General features: G+C 42.7%; 13 protein-coding genes, 1 tRNA gene and 1 riboswitch. Of the genes, 8 read left to right on the top strand and 6 right to left on the bottom strand.

Annotation, left to right across the window (positions count from 1 at the left end):
- Positions 1 to 227: 227 nt before the first annotated feature.
- Complete coding sequence (locus tag F8S12_RS34860) at positions 228 to 680, bottom strand: MerR family transcriptional regulator (protein ID WP_196520820.1); 453 nt, start codon at positions 678 to 680, stop codon at positions 228 to 230.
- A gap of 80 nt (positions 681 to 760) precedes the next feature.
- Between F8S12_RS34860 and cas12k the strand changes: the two genes are divergently transcribed.
- The 3 genes from cas12k (at position 761) to F8S12_RS42545 (ending at position 3,541) form a co-directional block, all read left to right on the top strand.
- Complete coding sequence (cas12k, locus tag F8S12_RS34855; protein ID WP_196520819.1) at positions 761 to 2,680, top strand: type V CRISPR-associated protein Cas12k; 1,920 nt, start codon at positions 761 to 763, stop codon at positions 2,678 to 2,680.
- A gap of 349 nt (positions 2,681 to 3,029) precedes the next feature.
- Positions 3,030 to 3,251, top strand: a complete 222-nt coding sequence (locus F8S12_RS42550; RefSeq protein ID WP_442946848.1) for a hypothetical protein — start codon at positions 3,030 to 3,032, stop codon at positions 3,249 to 3,251.
- Positions 3,252 to 3,268: 17 nt separating this feature from the next.
- Positions 3,269 to 3,541 carry a hypothetical protein gene (locus F8S12_RS42545; RefSeq protein ID WP_442946847.1) on the top strand — a complete coding sequence of 91 codons (273 nt, stop codon included), beginning with the start codon at positions 3,269 to 3,271 and terminating at the stop codon, positions 3,539 to 3,541.
- A 234-nt stretch (positions 3,542 to 3,775) separates the two neighbouring features.
- Here F8S12_RS42545 and F8S12_RS34850 read toward each other — a convergent pair.
- Positions 3,776 to 3,849, bottom strand: a tRNA-Val gene (locus F8S12_RS34850).
- 162 nt (positions 3,850 to 4,011) lie between these two features.
- Positions 4,012 to 4,196: riboswitch (cobalamin riboswitch) on the top strand.
- 22 nt (positions 4,197 to 4,218) lie between these two features.
- Between F8S12_RS34850 and F8S12_RS34845 the strand changes: the two genes are divergently transcribed.
- The 4 genes from F8S12_RS34845 to F8S12_RS34830 all read left to right on the top strand — a co-directional run bounded on the left by F8S12_RS34845 (position 4,219) and on the right by F8S12_RS34830 (position 7,056).
- A complete protein-coding gene (locus tag F8S12_RS34845) occupies positions 4,219 to 4,644 on the top strand; it encodes a DUF1636 family protein (protein WP_196520828.1) in 426 nt (141 codons plus the stop codon).
- Positions 4,641 to 5,405, top strand: a complete 765-nt coding sequence (locus F8S12_RS34840; RefSeq protein ID WP_196520818.1) for a cobalt-precorrin-6A reductase — start codon at positions 4,641 to 4,643, stop codon at positions 5,403 to 5,405. The genes F8S12_RS34845 and F8S12_RS34840 overlap by 4 nt, the downstream gene beginning before the upstream one ends.
- Before the next feature lie 259 nt (positions 5,406 to 5,664).
- Positions 5,665 to 6,534, top strand: coding sequence for an inositol monophosphatase family protein (locus tag F8S12_RS34835; RefSeq protein WP_196520817.1), 870 nt, complete (start codon positions 5,665 to 5,667; stop codon positions 6,532 to 6,534).
- 264 nt (positions 6,535 to 6,798) lie between these two features.
- A complete protein-coding gene (locus F8S12_RS34830; protein WP_196520816.1) occupies positions 6,799 to 7,056 on the top strand; it encodes a hypothetical protein in 258 nt (85 codons plus the stop codon).
- 62 nt (positions 7,057 to 7,118) lie between these two features.
- On the opposite strand, the gene mgtE is transcribed toward F8S12_RS34830, so the two are convergent.
- Positions 7,119 to 8,519 carry a magnesium transporter gene (mgtE, locus tag F8S12_RS34825; RefSeq protein WP_196520815.1) on the bottom strand — a complete coding sequence of 467 codons (1,401 nt, stop codon included), beginning with the start codon at positions 8,517 to 8,519 and terminating at the stop codon, positions 7,119 to 7,121.
- Positions 8,520 to 10,045: 1,526 nt separating this feature from the next.
- On the opposite strand from mgtE, the gene F8S12_RS34820 reads away from it, so the two are divergent.
- Positions 10,046 to 13,090, top strand: a complete 3,045-nt coding sequence (locus tag F8S12_RS34820) for a PA14 domain-containing protein (RefSeq protein WP_196520814.1) — start codon at positions 10,046 to 10,048, stop codon at positions 13,088 to 13,090.
- A 65-nt stretch (positions 13,091 to 13,155) separates the two neighbouring features.
- Here the strand turns inward: F8S12_RS34820 and F8S12_RS34815 are convergent, their stop codons facing one another.
- The 3 genes from F8S12_RS34815 to F8S12_RS34805 all read right to left on the bottom strand — a co-directional run bounded on the left by F8S12_RS34815 (position 13,156) and on the right by F8S12_RS34805 (position 18,985).
- Entirely contained in the window at positions 13,156 to 13,308 is a 153-nt protein-coding gene (locus tag F8S12_RS34815; RefSeq protein WP_196520813.1) for a hypothetical protein, read from the bottom strand.
- Between the two features lie 321 nt (positions 13,309 to 13,629).
- Positions 13,630 to 14,136 (bottom strand): hypothetical protein, encoded by a 507-nt coding sequence (locus F8S12_RS34810; protein ID WP_196520812.1) that lies wholly within the window; start codon positions 14,134 to 14,136, stop codon positions 13,630 to 13,632.
- A gap of 40 nt (positions 14,137 to 14,176) precedes the next feature.
- Positions 14,177 to 18,985 (bottom strand): eCIS core domain-containing protein, encoded by a 4,809-nt coding sequence (locus tag F8S12_RS34805; protein ID WP_196520811.1) that lies wholly within the window; start codon positions 18,983 to 18,985, stop codon positions 14,177 to 14,179.
- Between the last annotated feature and the right edge of the window lie 106 nt (positions 18,986 to 19,091).

The raw sequence follows: 19,091 nt of genomic DNA, 5'->3' as shown, positions 1-19,091 counted from the left end.
AATATATCCTCAATATTTTTTATCAAGGATAATCGGTAAATGGCTACAAGCTGTATGTGAAATTACGGCTTTTGTTAGGCAATTAACAAGTTGTATTTTTCTAGATGTCAACAGGCTTGATCTGCTGTAGTTGAGTTTTTAGAGAGGTCTAGGCTTTTTCAGATTCTGGGTAAAGCATAATGTTACTGAATCCCAAGTATTCTTATGCGGTGTAATAGTACTTAATATTACTCGCTAAAGCGTTTGAGGTTTTGGTGTAAGACTTCGTGAATGCGATCGCTCCAAAAAGGAATTACAGTCTGCCCTTGACAAAGAGCTTTTAGCGCTGCCTCTTTATCAAATTCTGCTAGTGTTAAATACTTTTGCTGAGAGGCGTTAGATATCAGCATCAGTCGCCTCATCTTTTTTTTAGACACAAATTCCTCAAACAGCCAAGGCTCCTTATCTTGCAACATAGCCAAAGCTTCCCGGCAAACTTCAAAGCTTAAGCCAACAGACAATAAATAATGCATCACAGTTAGCGTCAACAGGTCAGCTACGCAGTAGTAAACATTACGTCCTTTACCTGTGGTATTCACAGTTGGTATAACAACACCTTTATCTCGCCAATACTGTAATTGACGACGGGAACAATTAGTAATTTCAGCAGCTTCTGTGCTTGTGTAGAATTTTTCTTCCATAGAAATCATCCTACAGAAGCAATTTTTTAAATTTAAATTTTTTAAGAATACATAGTGTATTTATATGATATTTTATTTTTATGAGTCAGATTACTATTCAGTGCCGTTTTATTGCCAGTGAATCAGCCCGCCAAAAACTGTGGAAATTGATGGCAACTTTAAACACACCCTTAATTAATGAACTAGTCGAACAACTTGGTAAACACCCAGACTTCGAGAATTGGCGACAACAAGGTAAGCTCCCAACAACTGTTGTTAGTCAACTGTGCCAACCTCTCAAGACTGACCCTCGCTTTGTAGGTCAACCTAGCCGTTTATATATGTCGGCGATTCATATTGTGGACTACATCTACAAATCTTGGCTGGCTATACAAAAACGTCTACAGCAACAGCTAGACGGCAAAATGCGCTGGCTAGAAATGCTCAACAGTGATGTTGAACTTGTGGAAACTAGCGGTTCTAGTATGGAGGCTATTCGTACCAAAGCCTCTGAAATTTTGGCAAAAGCTATGTCAACATCTGACTCAGATAGCTCTCAACCCAAAAGAAAAAAGGGCAAGAAGGCTAAAAAATCCTCGTCATCTAGTTCTGACCGCAGTTTATCCAATAAATTATTTGAAGCTTACCAAGAGACAGAAGACATCCTTAGCCGCAGCGCCATCAGCTACTTATTGAAAAATGGCTGCAAACTTAGCGATAAAGAAGAAGATTCAGAAAAATTTGCTAAACGTCGTCGTCAAGTTGAAATCCAAATTCAAAGGCTTACCGAAAAGTTAATAAGTCGGATGCCTAAAGGTCGAGATTTGACCAATGGTAAATGGTTAGAGACACTCTTCACTGCTACAACCACCTTTCCTGAAGATAACGCCGAAGCCAAGCGCTGGCAGGATATTCTATTAACTCGACCAAGTTCTCTTCCATTCCCCCTTGTTTTTGAAACGAACGAGGATATGGTTTGGTCAAAGAATCAAAAAGGTAGGCTGTGTGTTCACTTCAATGGATTGAGCGATCTTAGCTTTGAGGTATACTGCGACAATCGCCAACTTCACTGGTTTCAACGTTTCCTAGAAGATCAACAAACTAAACGCCAAAGTAAAAGCCAGTATTCTAGTGGCTTATTCACTCTCAGAAATGGTCATCTAGTTTGGCAAGAAGGAGAGGGTAAGGGCGAACCTTGGAACCTTAACCGATTGAACCTCTACTGCTGTGTTGACAATCGCCTATGGACTGTTGACGGAACAGAACAGGTTCGCCAAGAGAAAGCAGAAGAAATTAGCAAACTCATCACGAAGATGAAAGAAAAAAGTGACCTAAAGGATACACAGAAAGCTTTTATTCAACGTAAAGAATCAACGCTTAATCGAATGAATAATAGCTTTGAGCGTCCTAGTCAACCCCTTTACCAAGGTCAATCACACATTTTGGTTGGAGTCAGCCTGGGACTAGAAAAACCTGCAACTGTCGCCGTAGTAGATGCGATCGCAAACAAAGTCTTAGCTTACCGTAGCATTAGGCAATTACTAGGTGAAAATTACGAACTCCTAAATCGCCAGAGACAACAACAGCGATCGTTATCCCATGATCGCCACAAGGCACAGAAAAGCTTCTCTCCTAATCAATTTGGGACATCTGAGTTAGGGCAGTATATAGACAGACTATTGGCTAAAGAAATTATTGCGATCGCACAAACCTATAAAGCTGGCAGCATCGTTTTGCCTAAGCTAGGGGATATGCGAGAGATTCTCCAAAGTGAAATTCAAGCCCTAGCCGAACAAAAATTTCCTGGCTACGTTGAAGGTCAGCAAAAATACGCTAAACAATACCGGGTTAATGTTCACAAGTGGAGCTATGGCAGATTAATACAGAGTATTCAAAGTAAAGCTACCCAGGCAGGAATTGTGATTGAAGAGGGAAAACAACCTGTTAGAGGTAGCCCTCATGAACAAGCAAAAGAATTAGCACTTTCTACTTACCATGATCGGCTAGCTAGGCGAAGTTGACAAATATCTGAACCTTGATAATAGAATATTAATAGCGCCGCAATTCATGCTGCTTGCAGCCTCTGAATTGTGTTAAATGAGGGTTAGTTTGACTGTAGAAATACAGTCTTGCTTTCTGACCCTAGTAGCTGCTCACCCTGATGCTGCTGTCTTTATGACAGGATAGGTGCGCTCCCAGCAATAAGGGCGCGGATGTACTGCTGTAGTGGCTACTGAATCACCCCCGATCAAGGGGGAACCCTCCCCAATTCTTCATTTGAAGGACTAAAATCAAGGCAAAATTTCTAAGAGTTCCGCGCAAGTTCCAGATACCTTGCCCCGTCTGAATTTATCGTTTTTCCATCCAGATATGATTCTTGTGACTGAGGCTCAAATAGGAAATTGGGAGACATACGCGCTGAGGAAATCTAGAAAAGTTGCCCTACAATATTTTGAAACTGAGTGGGTGGCAACAACCCTCCAGGTACTGGGTGGGTTGAAAGTTGTTCTCTATTGCCCAGTCAATATGTGCATTAAAGTGGCAACAACCCTCCAGGTACTGGGTGGGTTGAAAGTGGTGCAAATTCAGTAAACTACGCATTCCACTATGTGGCAACAACCCTCCAGGTACTGGGTGGGTTGAAAGCGGTGATGAACCTGCAATCTTCCTTTGGCATTACAGTGGCAACAACCCTCCAGGTACTGGGTGGGTTGAAAGTGCATTTGTACGCCTTTTCACCCATGATGTACAGGTGGCAACAACCCTCCAGGTCTGGGTGGGTTGAAAGTTGGATTTTGGAGGTGCTTATTTACCAGGGCATCGTGGCAACAACCCTCCAGGTACTGGGTGGGTTGAAAGTATATGCAGATTATTGCTGGTAAGTCCGTCAATTATGTGGCAACAACCCTCCAGGTACTGGGTGGGTTATCATAATTTTTATTAGGGAGGGTTGAAAGAGAGCGCTACGTTGACATTATCGCTATAGTCTCTGTAAATAAATGACATTAATCTGTCACTGGTACTTAAACGACATCAATTTGTCCCGACGACAGTTAATTAGTCCAAACGACATTAATCTGTCACTAACGACAAATAATTAGTCACTGTACAACAAATGGACGTAACTGGATTCGAACCAGTGACCTCTACGATGTCAACGTAGCGCTCTAACCAACTGAGCTATACGTCCTTAACCACACAATTATTAATAATAGCATAGATTTTCTTGATAAAGGCAAGATATATAATTTGACTTGAGAATTAATGCGATCGCCTTCTTCCCGTGATTCCAAAACAGCAAAAACATTGCACTGGCACTCAAAGCTACAACAACATTCACTTGTGCAGTGTATGATTGTTAAAGTTATTCGGTTCTGGTGGGAGTCAGCTACCAGAGGTAACGGGGAAAGTTCGGTGCAAATCCGGCACTGTCCCGCAACTGTGAGCTTATTTGAGATTTAAGATTAGCAAACTAAGTAATCCAAAATCTAACAAAATTGAGTGAGTCAGGATGCCCGCCGAACTAAATTTATCAGTTCCACATATCTGCGAGGTACAGATGACTACTACTGCAAATATTCCTACAACTAGTTGTTTTGGTGTTGCTGACCATACTTTATTTGTTTGCAAAACCTGTGCAACCATTTGGCAAGATGGAAAACCCTTAGGTGAAAGTGGTGGTCAACAACTACTACATCAACTTCAGCACCTGGCACAAGATTGGGACTTACGAGATGAATTTCCAATTCAGGAAGTTGAATGCATGAGTGCTTGTAATCGTTCCTGCGTAGTCGCCTTTGCTGCCAAAGGTAAATTAACATATCTATTTGGTGATTTAGCTAGTGATAGCAGTGCATCTGCGGTACTTGAGTGTGCTAATCAATACTATGCAAAACCAAGTGGTTTATTGCCTTGGTCAGAGCGTCCAGAAGCTTTAAAAAAGGGCATTTTGGCAAAGATTCCACCTTTACCTTTATCTCAATGATCCGCGTTTTGATTCTGGGTGGGACGGGAGATGCAGCAGAATTAGCGGCTAGGGTAGCGACTATCGAAGGGGTAGAAGCAATCACGTCTCTAGCTGGTCGCACCCGTGAACCATCAGTCCCGTTGGGCGATATCCGGGTTGGGGGCTTTGGTGGTGTGGCTGGATTGGCTAGCTATCTGTGTCAGATGGAAATCGACTTGCTGATTGATGCAACCCATCCTTTTGCTAGTCAGATTTCCTGCAATGCAGTAGATGCTGCAATCAAAGTTGGAGTACCCCGTCTGATGTTAATTCGTCCGCCTTGGGAAAAAGTAAGTGGCGATCGCTGGATTGAAGTTGACAGCGTTGACGCCGCAGCCACAACCTTGCAAAACCAAGCACAGCGAGTATTTTTGACTGTTGGTAGGCAAGAACTCGCCGCCTTCGCTCACTTAGAGGAAATTTGGTTTCTGATGCGGATGATTGACCCTCCTACCGATGGTGCTTTAGTGCCACTGGGAATTATATTGTGCGATCGCGGGCCTTTTACTCTCAATAATGACAAGGAAATCCTTATTCACCACAACATCGACACCATTGTGAGCAAAAATAGCGGTGGCGATGCAACAAAGCCCAAGATTATTGCGGCACGAGAACTTGGGGTAAAGGTTGTGATGGTAAATCGTCCAGCCATACCACCAGGGGAGCAGGTTACTAATGTTGATGGTGCTTTGGCATGGCTATTTGACCAAATAAATACGAATTATGTTACCCCAGGCTAATTAGGGGCATTTTTATAAATGGTATTACTCTATTAACCTTTGGAAATTCAGACCAAAAGTTTCCTACCATTTTAACTATTGCAATCATCTTTTCGTTCCATAAAAACTGCAATGTCCCTGTCGTTTCATTGAGACACAGATATTAAAGTAATATAGCAACGGTAGTATCATTGCATCAAAATGATACTGTAATTGTGTTTACATATAAAGTTTTATCGTCCTATCAACGGTAGATTATTTCTCAAAGGAGTTTGCTGCAATGTCCACAGCACCGACGGCTCGACTGATTTTGGAGACTTTACTCCCCCATCTCAAAGTAGCAGCAGCTTATGCCCGTTTTCTGCAACCAAAAATTGCTGCACTTCCTGCCAAAGAACAAGCAAAAAACTTTTTTGCCGCCGCACTTACTGATGCGGATGTGGCTATTCAAAACCTTGTGGAGGTAGTACTACTGGGTACTTTCCCAGAGATTCGCTTTTATGGGGAGGAGTATGAAAGTTCTAACAACACCAAGTATTTTCGCGCTACCGAACTTGGTTCAAAAGGTGATTATTTAGTCACCCTTGACCCAATCGATGGTACTAAATTTTACATGGATGGACATTCTAACTACCAAATTATTCTCAGTATTCTAAATTCGGATGATTTTGAAGCAGTACTCGCCATTTCCCCTGCCCAAAACGTTTATTTTTATGCTCTTCGAGGCGAAGGTGCTTTTAAAGGAACGCTGGAGATGAACTTAGAAGCCTGCGCCCCATTACATATAACATCGGCCAAACCTTCTGTATTGTTGGGATGGGGAATGAATTCCATAGCACCTTTAATACAAGACCAATATCAAGTAATTGATATCGCAACTGACTACTCCAGTGATATTCAAATTCCTAATCTCAATGGTATTCTCAGTGGCGACTTGAGTGGAGCAGTCATAAAATCGGGCAAATTTATCGATGGTGCTGCACTCGCTTTTATTGCGAAAGAGGCTGGCTGTATTGTAACTACTCTGGACGGTTCGACTTTACCGCCACTGCATACTTGTAAAAACTATAGTCTGCCTGGATTGATAATAGCTGCATCAAAATCCGTTCATCAACATCTGCTGTCAGCGATGCAAAGCCTACCTGTTTAAGGATGTATACTGGATCATCTTTGATTAGTAATAATATGCATTATATTACTTAATTTTTAATTAGCAAAGTCTTGAATACGGTTGACCGAAAAACGAGGCGCAAGCCCCAAGATGCGACATGGGGATAAGCCGATAAGTGGCTTTAGCCACATACAAGATTAGTTTTTAATCTACCTTCATCGTCATCCATTGGAGGGATGAATTAATGTTAAAATATTGATAGTCTATCCAACAGCAAACATTTAAGAAAGAATAACTACGTCTATGGCATCTCTTACACCACTGCATGGCACAGAACTAGTAGATTGTGCTAGAGCAAATGCCAAGCAAGGAATTGAAACTGCTGCTTATCAATGTGGCTATGGTGAAGACCTCAATAAATTTGCCCAAGAACTCAGACAAGCTTGTGAAGAAATGAATTTACAAGTGAAGGAACTTAGCGGATTGATTACTGACCAAGACTTGATATTACAATTAGGTGGTGGCGAAATTGTTGCTCCAGATACAGCATCAGAATTGTAAAATTTAGTCATTTGTACTTTGTTATTCACTAATGACAAATGACAAATGACCAATGACTCTTTTCATAACTTTAAAATTACCCGCGCTAAATTGAAGTAAATCAAAACGCCTACCACATCAACTGCTGTGGTAATGAATGGTGCTGACATTAGTGCCGGATCTAAACGGAGGTAGCGAAATAAAAACGGCAGTGCTGAACCGGAGATAGAAGCTAAAATAGAAATAGCTACTAGACTGACGCCTACAGCGATCGCTACTTCTAATTGTCCTTGCAGAAAATAAGCCCAGACAGTAGCGATCGTCCCTAACATACCTCCCAATAATGCCCCAGCGATCGCTTCCCGCCCGATTACCTGCAATACTCCAAGCGATCGGATTTCGTCGGTGTTCATCCCGCGAATCACCACTGTAGAAGATTGGGCACCCACATTACCACCCGTACCAGTCAACAAAGGAATAAATGCTGTCAGTGTGACCACTTTTGTCAAAATATCTTCTTGCGATTTAATAATCGTTCCTGTAATGGTATTGGTTATAAGTAAAACCAATAACCACACAACCCGCTTCCGAGCAATTTCTAATAAATTCATCTGAAAATAGTTGTCGCCCCCCGACTGCACACCACCACCCAAGGCATAGATATCCTCGGTGGTTTCCTGTTGCAGAATATCAATCACATCATCCACCGTGACAATACCTACTAGACGCTGTTCTCGATCTACCACAGGCACAGCCAGAAAGTCATATCTTTGGATTAATCTTGCAACTTCTTCCTGATCTGTATCAGTTTGGACAAACACCACATCACGGGTCATACTTTCGCCAATAACTTGTTCAGGTTGAGATGTTACCAACTCCCGTAACGATACAATCCCCGTTAAGCGCTTTTCCGCATCAGTGACATAAAGATAATAAATCATCTCACTAGCATTAGCTAAGTTGCGAATTCGCTCTAGGGCTTGAGATACTGTAAAGTTTTCTTTCAGCGAAATTAACTCAAGCGTCATGATTCGCCCAGCAGTATCAGCTTCATAACCCAATAATTGGGCTGTAGCTTGACGTTCCGCCGGACTTAGTTGTTCTAGCAGGCGATTGACGATCTTTGCTGGTAATTCATCAAATAACCTAGCTCGGTCATCGGGCGACATTTGATCGACAATATCGCAAACTTCCTGACTTTTCAGTTCCCCAATTAATCGTTCTTGAACGCTGTAATCGAGATATTCATAAACCTCAATCGCCTCATTCTTAGAAAGCAAGCGAAAAGCCAAAGCGTGCATTGCTTCTGGTAAACCCTCAATCGCCTCGGCAATATCCGCAGGCTGCACAGGTACGAGAATAGCTTTTGCTGCCTGCAAGTCCCCTGCTTCTAGCAGCATTTGCAGCTGAGTCCGCACTAAGTCTCGCAATTCCCAGCGTGAGACATTCTGGATGGTAGAGTTTAAATTGTTTGTCTCAGTCAAAGTCCACTTTCCTCAGCCAGTTTGAACAAGGTTGCTGCCCTTAGTCTAGGGGAAAGTGGGGATGTCGAACATCAAACTTGTGATTTTTCAGTCAAGGGTACAAATCTTAATATTTTCCATGCCGCATGTTCTTGCTCTAAACCAGTTTGATGTTGATTGCGGTTATTGCTTTTTTACTTAGCACTGTTTCGTTAAATTAACGAAAGAATAAGGGTTTCATGTGAATAATTGCGATCGCTGGATAGTCCACCAACAACAAGGTTGCTCGAAAAGTAGATGATTCTGGGATTCCAATTAAGCTAAAACTCCTTTAAAACCTCATTGGGCTGCTGCCATGAGCAAGGAAGGCGGCTTGCAGAGACGGCGATTTATCGCGTCTCTTTTCTTAACCGAACCGTATTTGTAGGTATTCCCAGTCTCTGACTAGGAATGAGACAATCTCTAAAACCTGGTTCTATACTGGCTTTCACGTTAATTTGACACCAATGGCCAATACCGTGCTACCCAGTAGTGTATTTACTTAAAAAGCGGTGTAAATGAATGACTGGTAAGGCTTTTGCAAAACTTTTCTATCCACTGAACTTTAGGCTGTTACTTTATTTGTGTTAGTTTGTGTAACAAAAATATAAATTGACAGTTAGGATGAAGCGATGGATTAAGAGTACTTTTTGAAATCTTTAAATATATAAAATTTCTTCATACAAATTTTATATATTTAATATTTATCCAGATAAAAATATGAGATCATTCAGGATATCAGTAATTTTATTTAAACATCATCAAAACTTTGAGATAGCTTTAAAAAGCCATCTATTAATGTGAATATTTAAACAAATTTCTGCCAAAGAGATAGACATAACACGTGATGTAGTTTCAAATGTATATTGATTAATTCAAGAAAAACATCTAAACGTAAATAATGGTAAAGATATAATATTTCAGGCACTTAAGTATGTATCTGCCCTAATTAGGCGTTGGTTGATCTCAAACTTTATGTACTTGTACATCAGTTAGACTAGAAGGTCTCAAGAATGGTAGTTTATAATTTCTAACTAAATTAACCAAACTGAATTTACATACATTAAAAACTCGGAAAATTGGATAAGACAGAAGGCAGAAGGTTTTGTTCAGATGGAGATTTAAACCTCACCTAAACGATAGCAACCAAATTTTTAATTTGGTGCTATTATCTTAAACCTCTGGAGACCGACCGTAGACCAGACGGTTTGGGCAATCAGAAAAAGAATAAATTCCTTCTGACCTCTGCCTTTTTAATAGAGATTAATCAGGACTAATGCGCCCTAAAAATAATCTCTAGTAGTTTTGGTTATACATAATTTTCCTATATATCTGCTTTTAGTGGAGATATAGGAAGGTATGTCACATCAGCATTAATTAATATATTAATAAATCAATTATGATTAACCTATTAATATATTTTTCTTTCAAAAGATTCAACATAAAACTAATTCTGAACCATTGATTATAGCAATTAGTTTTATTACTACTATGAGGGATATATCTCAATGACTAATTTACAAAGTCTTAATCAACTGTCGCCAACATTTACAACTCCAATAATTGATTCTCAATCATCATCTCTAGCAGCCATTGATCAGGCACAACCGAGTATTTCCGCTCGGGCTAGCAGTGTGCTTTCTCAGGGAGATGGACTCAAAGGAGAGTACTACGACAACATAGACTTCACCAATCTGAAGCTAACTCGCACAGATGCGACAGTGAACTTTAACTGGGGTGAGAGTTCTCCACAACCTTCCACAATAGGTGTAGATACCTTTTCAGTGCGTTGGACAGGTTTTGTGGAAGCTAAGTACAGCGAAACTTACAACTTCTACACTACTAGTGATGATGGTGTACGGTTGACGGTCAACGGTCAGCAAATCATCAATCGCTTTGTCAATCAATCTGCCACAGAATACAGTGGTTCAATCAGCCTAGTTAAAGGCCAGAAGTACGATATTAAACTTGAGTATTACGAAAATAGATATGATGCCGTTGCCAAACTGGCTTGGTCAAGCGACTCTCAGACCAAGGAATTCATTCCCCAGTCGCAACTATATAGTGCTGCCAGCATAGCTAGTAATGGCAGCGGACTCAAAGGAGAGTACTACGACAACAGAGACTTCACCAATCTGAAGCTAACTCGCACAGATGCGACAGTGAACTTTAACTGGGGTGAGAGTTCTCCAGATCCTTTAATAACAGATGCAGATACCTTCTCAGTCCGTTGGGCAGGTCAGGTGGAGGCTAAGTACAGTGAAACTTACAACTTCTACACTACTAGTGATGATGGTGTACGGTTGACGGTCAACGGTCAGCAAATCATCAATCGCTTTGTCAATCAATCTGCCACAGAATACAGTGGTTCAATCAGACTAGTTGCAGGTCAGAAGTACGATATTAAACTTGAGTATTACGAAAATAGATATGATGCCGTTGCTAAACTGGCTTGGTCAAGCGACTCTCAGACCAAGGAATTCATTCCCCAGTCTCAACTATATTCACAGGCGACCATCACCTTAGGATCAGCTGCCACGACTGTGAACGAATCCAATGATAGTGTGTCCATCACTGTGTTGCGAAGTGGTGATTTAAGTGGCATATCTTCAGTCAAGTATCAGACTATAGCTGGTACTGCCACAGCAGGAGTTGACTACGGAAGTGAAGGCACGGAAAGCGCTGAAACAATTACTTTTTTGGCGGGGGAAAGCAGCATACAGGTTTCCATTCCTATCCTGAATGATTCATTAATAGAGTCAAATGAAACTTTTGGTTTTGTCGTTGATCAGTCAGAAGGAGCAAATTTAGGAACCCAAAGAACTCTCGGAATTACGATTCAAGATGACGATGGCTTTGTCCTAAGCTTTACTCAGCCAGAAGTTAATGAGAGTGACGGTGCTGCTATAGTGACAGTTACACGAGGTAATGCTTCGGCGGCTGCTAGAGTAGATTACGTAACTGAGCCTGTGACTGCTAGAGGTGCATTTGACTACCAAGGTCAGGCTACACCTAAAACCTTGAATTTTGCAATCGGAGAAACAAGCAAAAACATTTCTATCGCTCTTATAGATGACACCATTGGGGAACCAAATGAAACCTTTAGGTTGAGGTTTAGTAATGCAGTTGGAGTGCAACTAGTTGACTCATATACAACTATCAGTATTATCGATAATGACCCCGGTAACTTTATTTCAGAGACGGTGGCCTCTGGTTTAGTTGATCCTACAGCTTTTGACTGGACGCCTGACAATACGCGCATGTTCATTGCCCAGAAAGATGGGGTAGTGCGAGTATTGGACAATGGCACATTATTAGCAACGCCATTTATCAATATTTCTGGACAGGTAAATAATGCGCGCGATCGCGGTTTGTTAAGCATCGCTGTACATCCAGAGTTTGGCCAAAATCCAAACGGCAAGAACTACGTTTACTTGTTGTTTACCTACGATCCAGTAGAAACTAATCCAAACAATTCCAAGAACAATGCCAATAGCATATTGGACAATCCCGATAAGGAGGGGAACCGGGCTGCGCGGCTAATTCGGGTGACAGCCGACGCCAACAACGACTACAAGACTGCGATCGCAGGTAGCGAAGTTGTGCTGCTGGGCAACAATAGCACTTGGGATAATATTATTCGTCCTGACGACAACAGTACAAATGTCAGCCTTGACTTCGCACCATCAGGAATTCTTAACAGAGAAACCGGCAGGCCGTTTACCAGCTTGCAGGATTATCTGAATAATCTCGATAAAGTCCAAAATATCCAGGATTTTATCGCAACCGATAGTGAATCTCACTCAGTTGGGGCTGTGCGTTTTGGAACTGATGGTTCCCTGTTCGTCAGCATTGGCGATGGCACTTCTTACAATGGAAGAGATCCGCGAGCAATTCGCGTCCAGGATGTCAATAATCTGTCTGGTAAAATTCTGCGGATTGACCCGATTACTGGTGATGGTCTATCAAGTAATCCTTTCTACCAAGCTGGCGATCCTGATAGCAATCGTTCCAAAGTTTATAACTTTGGTTTGCGTAACCCCTTCCGCTTCACAATTGATGAGCGCACCAATACACCTTATATTGGTGATGTTGGTTGGCTTACTTGGGAAGAACTGAATATCGGAACACCAGGAGCTAACTTTGGGTGGCCGTACTTTGAGGGTGGCACAGATTCAGCAGGCAATCTCGTCAGCCGACAACAACCAAGATATAGCGATCTAGCATCAGCGCAAGAGTTCTATAATAGTGACAAACCTGTTACAGCCCCAACTTATACTTACAGGCATCTTGGTAATCCTGCTTCGATCATCGTCGGTGACTTTTATACAGGCAATACTTTCTCTTCAATCTATAACAATGCCTTATTCGTCGGTGATTCCAGTAGAGGAACTATTGATGCTTTGACATTGAATAGTGAGGGTAAAGTTGTCTCAGTTCGGCGGTTTGCTTCCAGTGTGGGGGTACCTGTACAAATCAGCAGTGGAGAGGATGGCAATTTGTACTACGCAAACTTATTCGCAGGTGAGATTAATCGCTTCCGAGCTGTTTAAAGATAACTTGAAGAAAGCAGGAGGAATATCTAAGGGGATTTAACTCCTCCTTACTTACATTCAACTTATACAAATTCAATTAATGATTGCAACACATCCTTGGAAGTTTGCTGGAGACTGTGTATCTTCTGCGTTCGTCCCAGACGTTGGCGCAGCCATCGCCTGCATAGCTCAATTGGCAACGTTACAGATGCGTCAATGGTTTTAGTAGCTTTCATAGAATTGCAATTCAACCAGTTGTCAGAATTATAACTCAGATTAACCGAGGCTTTTGGACTAATAATATAAGACCAAAAAGTGCGATCGCCCTACACATTATCCTACGTCAAGCCAGTATGAGGCGATCGTTTTTGGATAGAAGGCGTTAGGCGCAATTTTGGTCAATATAAACGAATCTGTTGTGTTTTGCGCCGTAAATCGCTATTAGAAGTTGGATGCCTATAATATCAGCGATCACACTGCTTGTTCCTCGATTTTGGCGAGACGCATAGCGGTTTGTCGTTAGACATCGCCTCTTCTCTAGGATATAGTGTCCACTCTTAGGGTTTGTATTCATTTAGTGTCTGTTGAGCTAGTTTAGCGTGTTCTTCCACACCTTCTATAATGTCTTTATACTCTGGATCATCTTCTCCTAACTTACGCAGAAACTGTATAAACCTTTTCCCACAAGCATAAAGACTGGTAATTAACTCTGCACGGGTTACTCTCACATCTGGCAGACCGTCTCCTGAAATGCGAACCAAGTCTGCTTCTGGATCTAATCTCACATATCCATAGTTATTGTATATTCGGATAACAACAGATTTGTGAGCAATTAAATCTGGAATTGCAATAAAGCAAAGATTCTGAATGATTGCCCATAGTTCATCCTGAATTTGGACATCAGGTTGCTCTGGAGAACTAATAATAATAAATCCATCATTGCCCGTATTACTGAATAATTTTTCGCGATAATCTTCAAATTTTGCTTCTAAGTCGTCTTCTGCAATACAAAGAAAGTCATTTCCTTCTCGAATCTGTGCACAAAAGGTTACTTTAACAGTCATCAATGCTCTCCTTTTGAAATGTCCATGCATTAAGTATCAATTAAGGTTGCAGTAATCTCCAAAATGCCCTTATTTCATCCATCGTGAAGTGAATTCCTCCACCTCCAGGCGTTGGGAAGAACTGCCCTATTTTCAAATTAGCTGGATTTCCTTGAGTACCGACCTGGACAGTAAAACCACTGATAGGAATAAATTGTGGAGTACCAGAACTGATGACTTGTGGTGGTGTTGTGGAAGTTAGAAAATCAACCACCTCTTGCAAACACGTTTCGAGGGTTGCAGGAGACGTACCCGGTGGCCAGAAAGTCGTACCGAGTGTCTTATTCAGCCTTGCTGGAAAATTAATAAACTCGAACGTGTGATCCAAGAAATGAGACGCATTGGCAGATAATCCAGTATAAGGAGGCTTTGGTGTCGGTAGAGTCAGACCGGGATTTGGTAGCGGTGGCACTTGAAAGAGCGGCACAGCATCTGCCAGTTTCGCGAACCTAGCAGCATTTCCATTAGCTAAATTTAGAATATCCTCAACTCGCTTGACATCTCCCAATGCTGCGGCTTTCTCTAAGAGAGTTGTCAGTCGAGCCGCTTGACCTTTGCCTCCTGCCATCAGCATATAGAGTTCAAGATCGGCTGCTGTGACCAGTTGCAGGAGACGCTTAAGTTGAGGCGCATTGTCTGTGAGAGCCACGAGCTTTTCAAGTTGCTCTACAGTCATACCAGGCATTGTCAAGAAGTTCTTGAGTTCGGTCGCTGTCATACCAGGTAATTTCAGCAAGTCCTTGAGTTTGCCTACAGTCATACCAGGCTTGGTCAAGAAATCTTGGAGATCCGTTACAGTCATGCCGAGAACTTTCAACAAATCCTTGAGATCCGTTACAGTCATGCCGGAAACCTTTAACAAATCTTTGAGATCCGTTACGGTCATGCCGGGAACTTTCAACAAATCCTTGAGATCCGTTACGGTCATGCCGGGTAGCTTTAGCAGATCCTTAAGTTCAGCTACGTTCATGCCGGGAATCTTCAGCAAGTCTTCGAGATCAACCGCCGTTACACCTGGTTTTTGTAAAATTTGCCAAAGTTCCTCGATATTACCAAACTGCTTCAGAAGTGCCTCAGCTTTTCCGACATCGCCAGCTTTTTCCAAAATTTCAGCAAGTTTTTCTGCATCCTTCCATGTTTCTAGGAGTTCTATCAGCTTGGTTTGATCTTGGACAATTACCTCAAGCCTTGCTAGTAACTTAGCATCTGGTACGAGTTCTGCTAAACGTGCAGCCGTTGCCGCTTTTCCAGCCGTAGAAGCTCCTTTAGCAATACCCTTCCAGGAAAGCCAGAGTAAGAGAATTTCAAATAATGCCCTACCAGCATACTTGCCACGTTCGTAGGCGCTCACGTTAGGTGTAAAGATCGCCTTGTATAGGTAATACAAAGCTGCGATCGCACCAATAATTATTCCACCATAAAGCAGTATTTTGCCAACAACAGCTAGAACTCCAAGTAGAGCAGCACCAAATGGGGGAAACACGATCGCTAGGATGATCACTACAGCGACAACAATAACGACAACAATCGTAATCACCCAAGTCCAAAAGTCACCTTTTTTCAGGTTCTCCCAGTATTTTGAAAGTAAACTACCAATACCTTTGAAGATATCCCCAATCGCATCCCAAAAGCCATCCCAAACTCCTTTCAGGAAATTCCCAATTGTGCCAAGAATTGATGAAGAAGCGGCTTGTACCGCCATACTAGAGACGTTTGTAGACAACTGGGATAGGGCTTCATCATGCTTGGCAAGACCCTGATCGACCATGCCAGTTAATTGCACCTTACCTTGATCTAGTCCAGTATTGAATTTGCTCTCACTCTCGCTGATTTGTCTCTGAAGCTCTTTCTGTGCCTCCCCTGTGACTTGGTGCATGGTCTCGGTAGCCTTCGAGACTGTTTCTGCCATTTTCTGGCTCACCTGACTGTAAGCATCAGCGCCCTTTGTCTCGAAATCAGTCGCTGCTTTTTGAACAGGATCAGCAGCTTGCTCAACCTGTTTACTTATCTGGTCGTGGATCTCCTTTGCTTGATCTTGTAGTATTTGTGTTGCATCAATACCAAAGCGGTTAAGTCCTGCATCCCACTCTTTGCGGAATTGGCTGAGTTGAGTTTGGGCCGCTTGCACGGTTTGTAAACCCGCCTCGCCTTGATTTGTACTCAGGTTGGCACTTACTTCAGCTGTAAAGTTACTCAGTTTACCTGTTGCTTGGGTTGTCGCCTGATCCACTTCACCACAAGAATTTTCTGCTGATTTATCAATGTTTGATATAGCTCCTTGAGCGCTGTTACGTAGCTGCTGCACAGCATTTTGTTTACCAGCCTGGAGCTTCGTTACCGCCTCATTATTGGATGCTTCCAGCTGAGACACTGACTCCTGAGCCATCTGATTCAGCACTGAAATTGTTTGGTCTTGTACCTGCAAAATCTTTGTCTGTCCTTCTTCCAATGCCTGATTGAATTTTTGGGCAAGCTGGCTTGCGCCATTTTGGAAACTGCTTGCTAGTTCATTCGCACCCTTGGAAGCGGCTTGAGCCATATCGTCTCCGGCTTTTTGCATACCTGGAGTAGCTTTGGCAGCCATTTGTTGAGCGCCACGGGCAATATCACTGCCATGTTCTGAGCTTGCATACTGCTGCACTTTACTATTAGTAAAGGTTTGAGCTTGAGAAGCCTTTTGGTTGCTAACGTTGATGGCGCGTTGACTTTGCTCTTGTCCTACACTGGTAATTGCTGTAGCTTTATTGTCGCCCATTTTTCTTAGGGCGTTTTGTTTTTCCAGAACTGTCTGCTTAAGATTATTCAGCTCATTCTGTGTACCAGTTCGTGTAGCTTCTACCTTTGCATCCCTATCTGACAGAATTTGGGTGCGTATACGTGCTGTTGATTGCTCGATGCGCTCAATTGCTTGGTTACAAATTTCTTCGAGGCGTTTCTCTTCTGTTGATATAGACTGTTGAGCGTTCTGCTTTTGTGCCTCAGTAGCAGCCCGAATTTGCTGTTTCTTTTGTTCAGCCGACTGAAGCAGTCCCTCTCGTTGTGCATCTGCTTGCTGGAGGAATTGAGCAAATTCATCCGAGCCTTCTTTATCTGTAGTACTCTGGGGAGTTTGGGTATCTGGCTGCACTCCATTAGTTATAGGAGCGAAGGCTTGGGTTGCTACACCTGCTATATCTGGCGTTAACAATGCGAGCTTTGGTGTCGCATCAGCTTTGACTTCAGTAGTTGGCTGCTTTTTACCATTCGCATCATGAACAACTTGTTCTGTCTGAGCATTACTCACAGGCGCTTCCTTCACTTGCCCACCTGCTGTTCCAGATAATCCTGCAACCTCGCCTTTGCCTGCTACTGCCTGAACCTGCCCTTCTGTGTCAATTTTAGCTTTGGGAGCTGCTTGTTCTAGCTGCCCTTGCTTATCTTGCTCAGTTTGTTTCTGTGGATTGTCTTTGTTCTGCGCTGCTGGGGGATTTACTGCTGACGCACCATTTCCATCACTTGGAGGCGTATCGGCGATCGCACCTTTTTTTGTTGTAACCTGACCCTTGGACTCTCCTGTCTCAGTTTTAGCCTGCAAATCTACCTGTTGTGACTGTCCCTGGTTATCCTGCTCAGTTTTTTTTTGCGGGTTTCCCCTGAGTTCGGTTGCTAGTGATTGTCCAGAATCTAGGGCTTTTGCCTGTATTTTATTTTCCTTCGTCTCTGGGTTAGAAAGTATTTTCCGCTGCACAGCACCGCCATTTTGCTGCACAACATGAGTCAACTCATGGGCAAGTAATTCTTTCCCTCCATGACTTTCTGGAGCATATTCTCCTTGACGGAAGAAGATATCCTGTCCTGTTGTAAAAGCACGCGCTTGGACGGATTGGTTGAGCTGGTCAGAGCGGCTATCTGTATGGATTTTGACACCACTGAAGTCAGTTCCAAAGGACTGTTCCATTGGTTGGCGGATATCGTCTGCGAGTGGCTGTCCACTGCCGCGTGCTTGTTGGATTGAGGTTTCCAGGTCGGAGGTAGCTGCCACTCCACCACCCTGACGCTGCACTACAGGAGTAATGGAATTTGCTAGGGATTTCATTTGTAATTCTTCTTCTGGCAATGCTTCCCGTTGGATAGATTGGCGATTTCCCGGCTTGCTCATTTTCTGCATTACCTGCCCTGCTACTCTATCAGCTTCCTGCTCGTAAATATCTCCTGGCTGGTTAACTGTGAGTCTTGTTTGTAGACGCAGTGACATTCGACTAATGTCGTGGGTGAGAGGTTTGTTTGAGCGTTGCACCCCGGTAACTGCTTGGGGCGAAGCAGTAAGGGGCTTCATTTGTAATTCTTCTTCTTCCTCTGGCAATTCTTCCCGTTGCAGCGAAATATTGGAATTTGCCAGGGATTTCATTTGTAATTCTTCTTCTTCCTCTGGCAATTCTTCCCGTTGCAGCGAAATATCGGAATTTACCAGGGATTTCATTTGTAATTCTTCTTCTTCCTCTGGCAATTCTTCCCGTTGCACAGATTGTTTATTTACAGGTTCGCTTATCGTCTGCATGACCTGCCCTGCTACTCTATCAGCTTCCTGCTCGTAAACATCTCCTGGCTGGTTAACTGTGAGTTTGGTTTGTGGGCGCAGTGATATTCGACTAATGTCGTGCCGTAAAGGTAAGTTTTGCGTAGCTTGCCGCCGTAGGCATCGCACCTCACTTGTTGCTTGGGATGAAGCACCAGAGGAGTTTAAACCAAAATTGCGTGTTGGTTCTTTGAGTGTAGGGATTGAGAAGGAAGCAGTGGGAGCTTTTTTAGGCTGGCCTATGCGTTCTCTCATTTTTTCTCCTGATGCCCAAGCAGTGGGTCGATGAGTATTTTACTGTTACTAACATCTAAAGTACAGCGATCGCACTCTTAACACAATTCGTCAAAAGTCTAAATTT

The sequence above is a fragment of the Nostoc sp. WHI genome, assembly GCF_015714725.1.
Lineage (GTDB): Bacteria > Cyanobacteriota > Cyanobacteriia > Cyanobacteriales > Nostocaceae > Nostoc.
The sequence above is the reverse complement of the archived record's forward strand: the minus strand, read 5'-3'. Positions and strand labels throughout refer to the sequence as shown.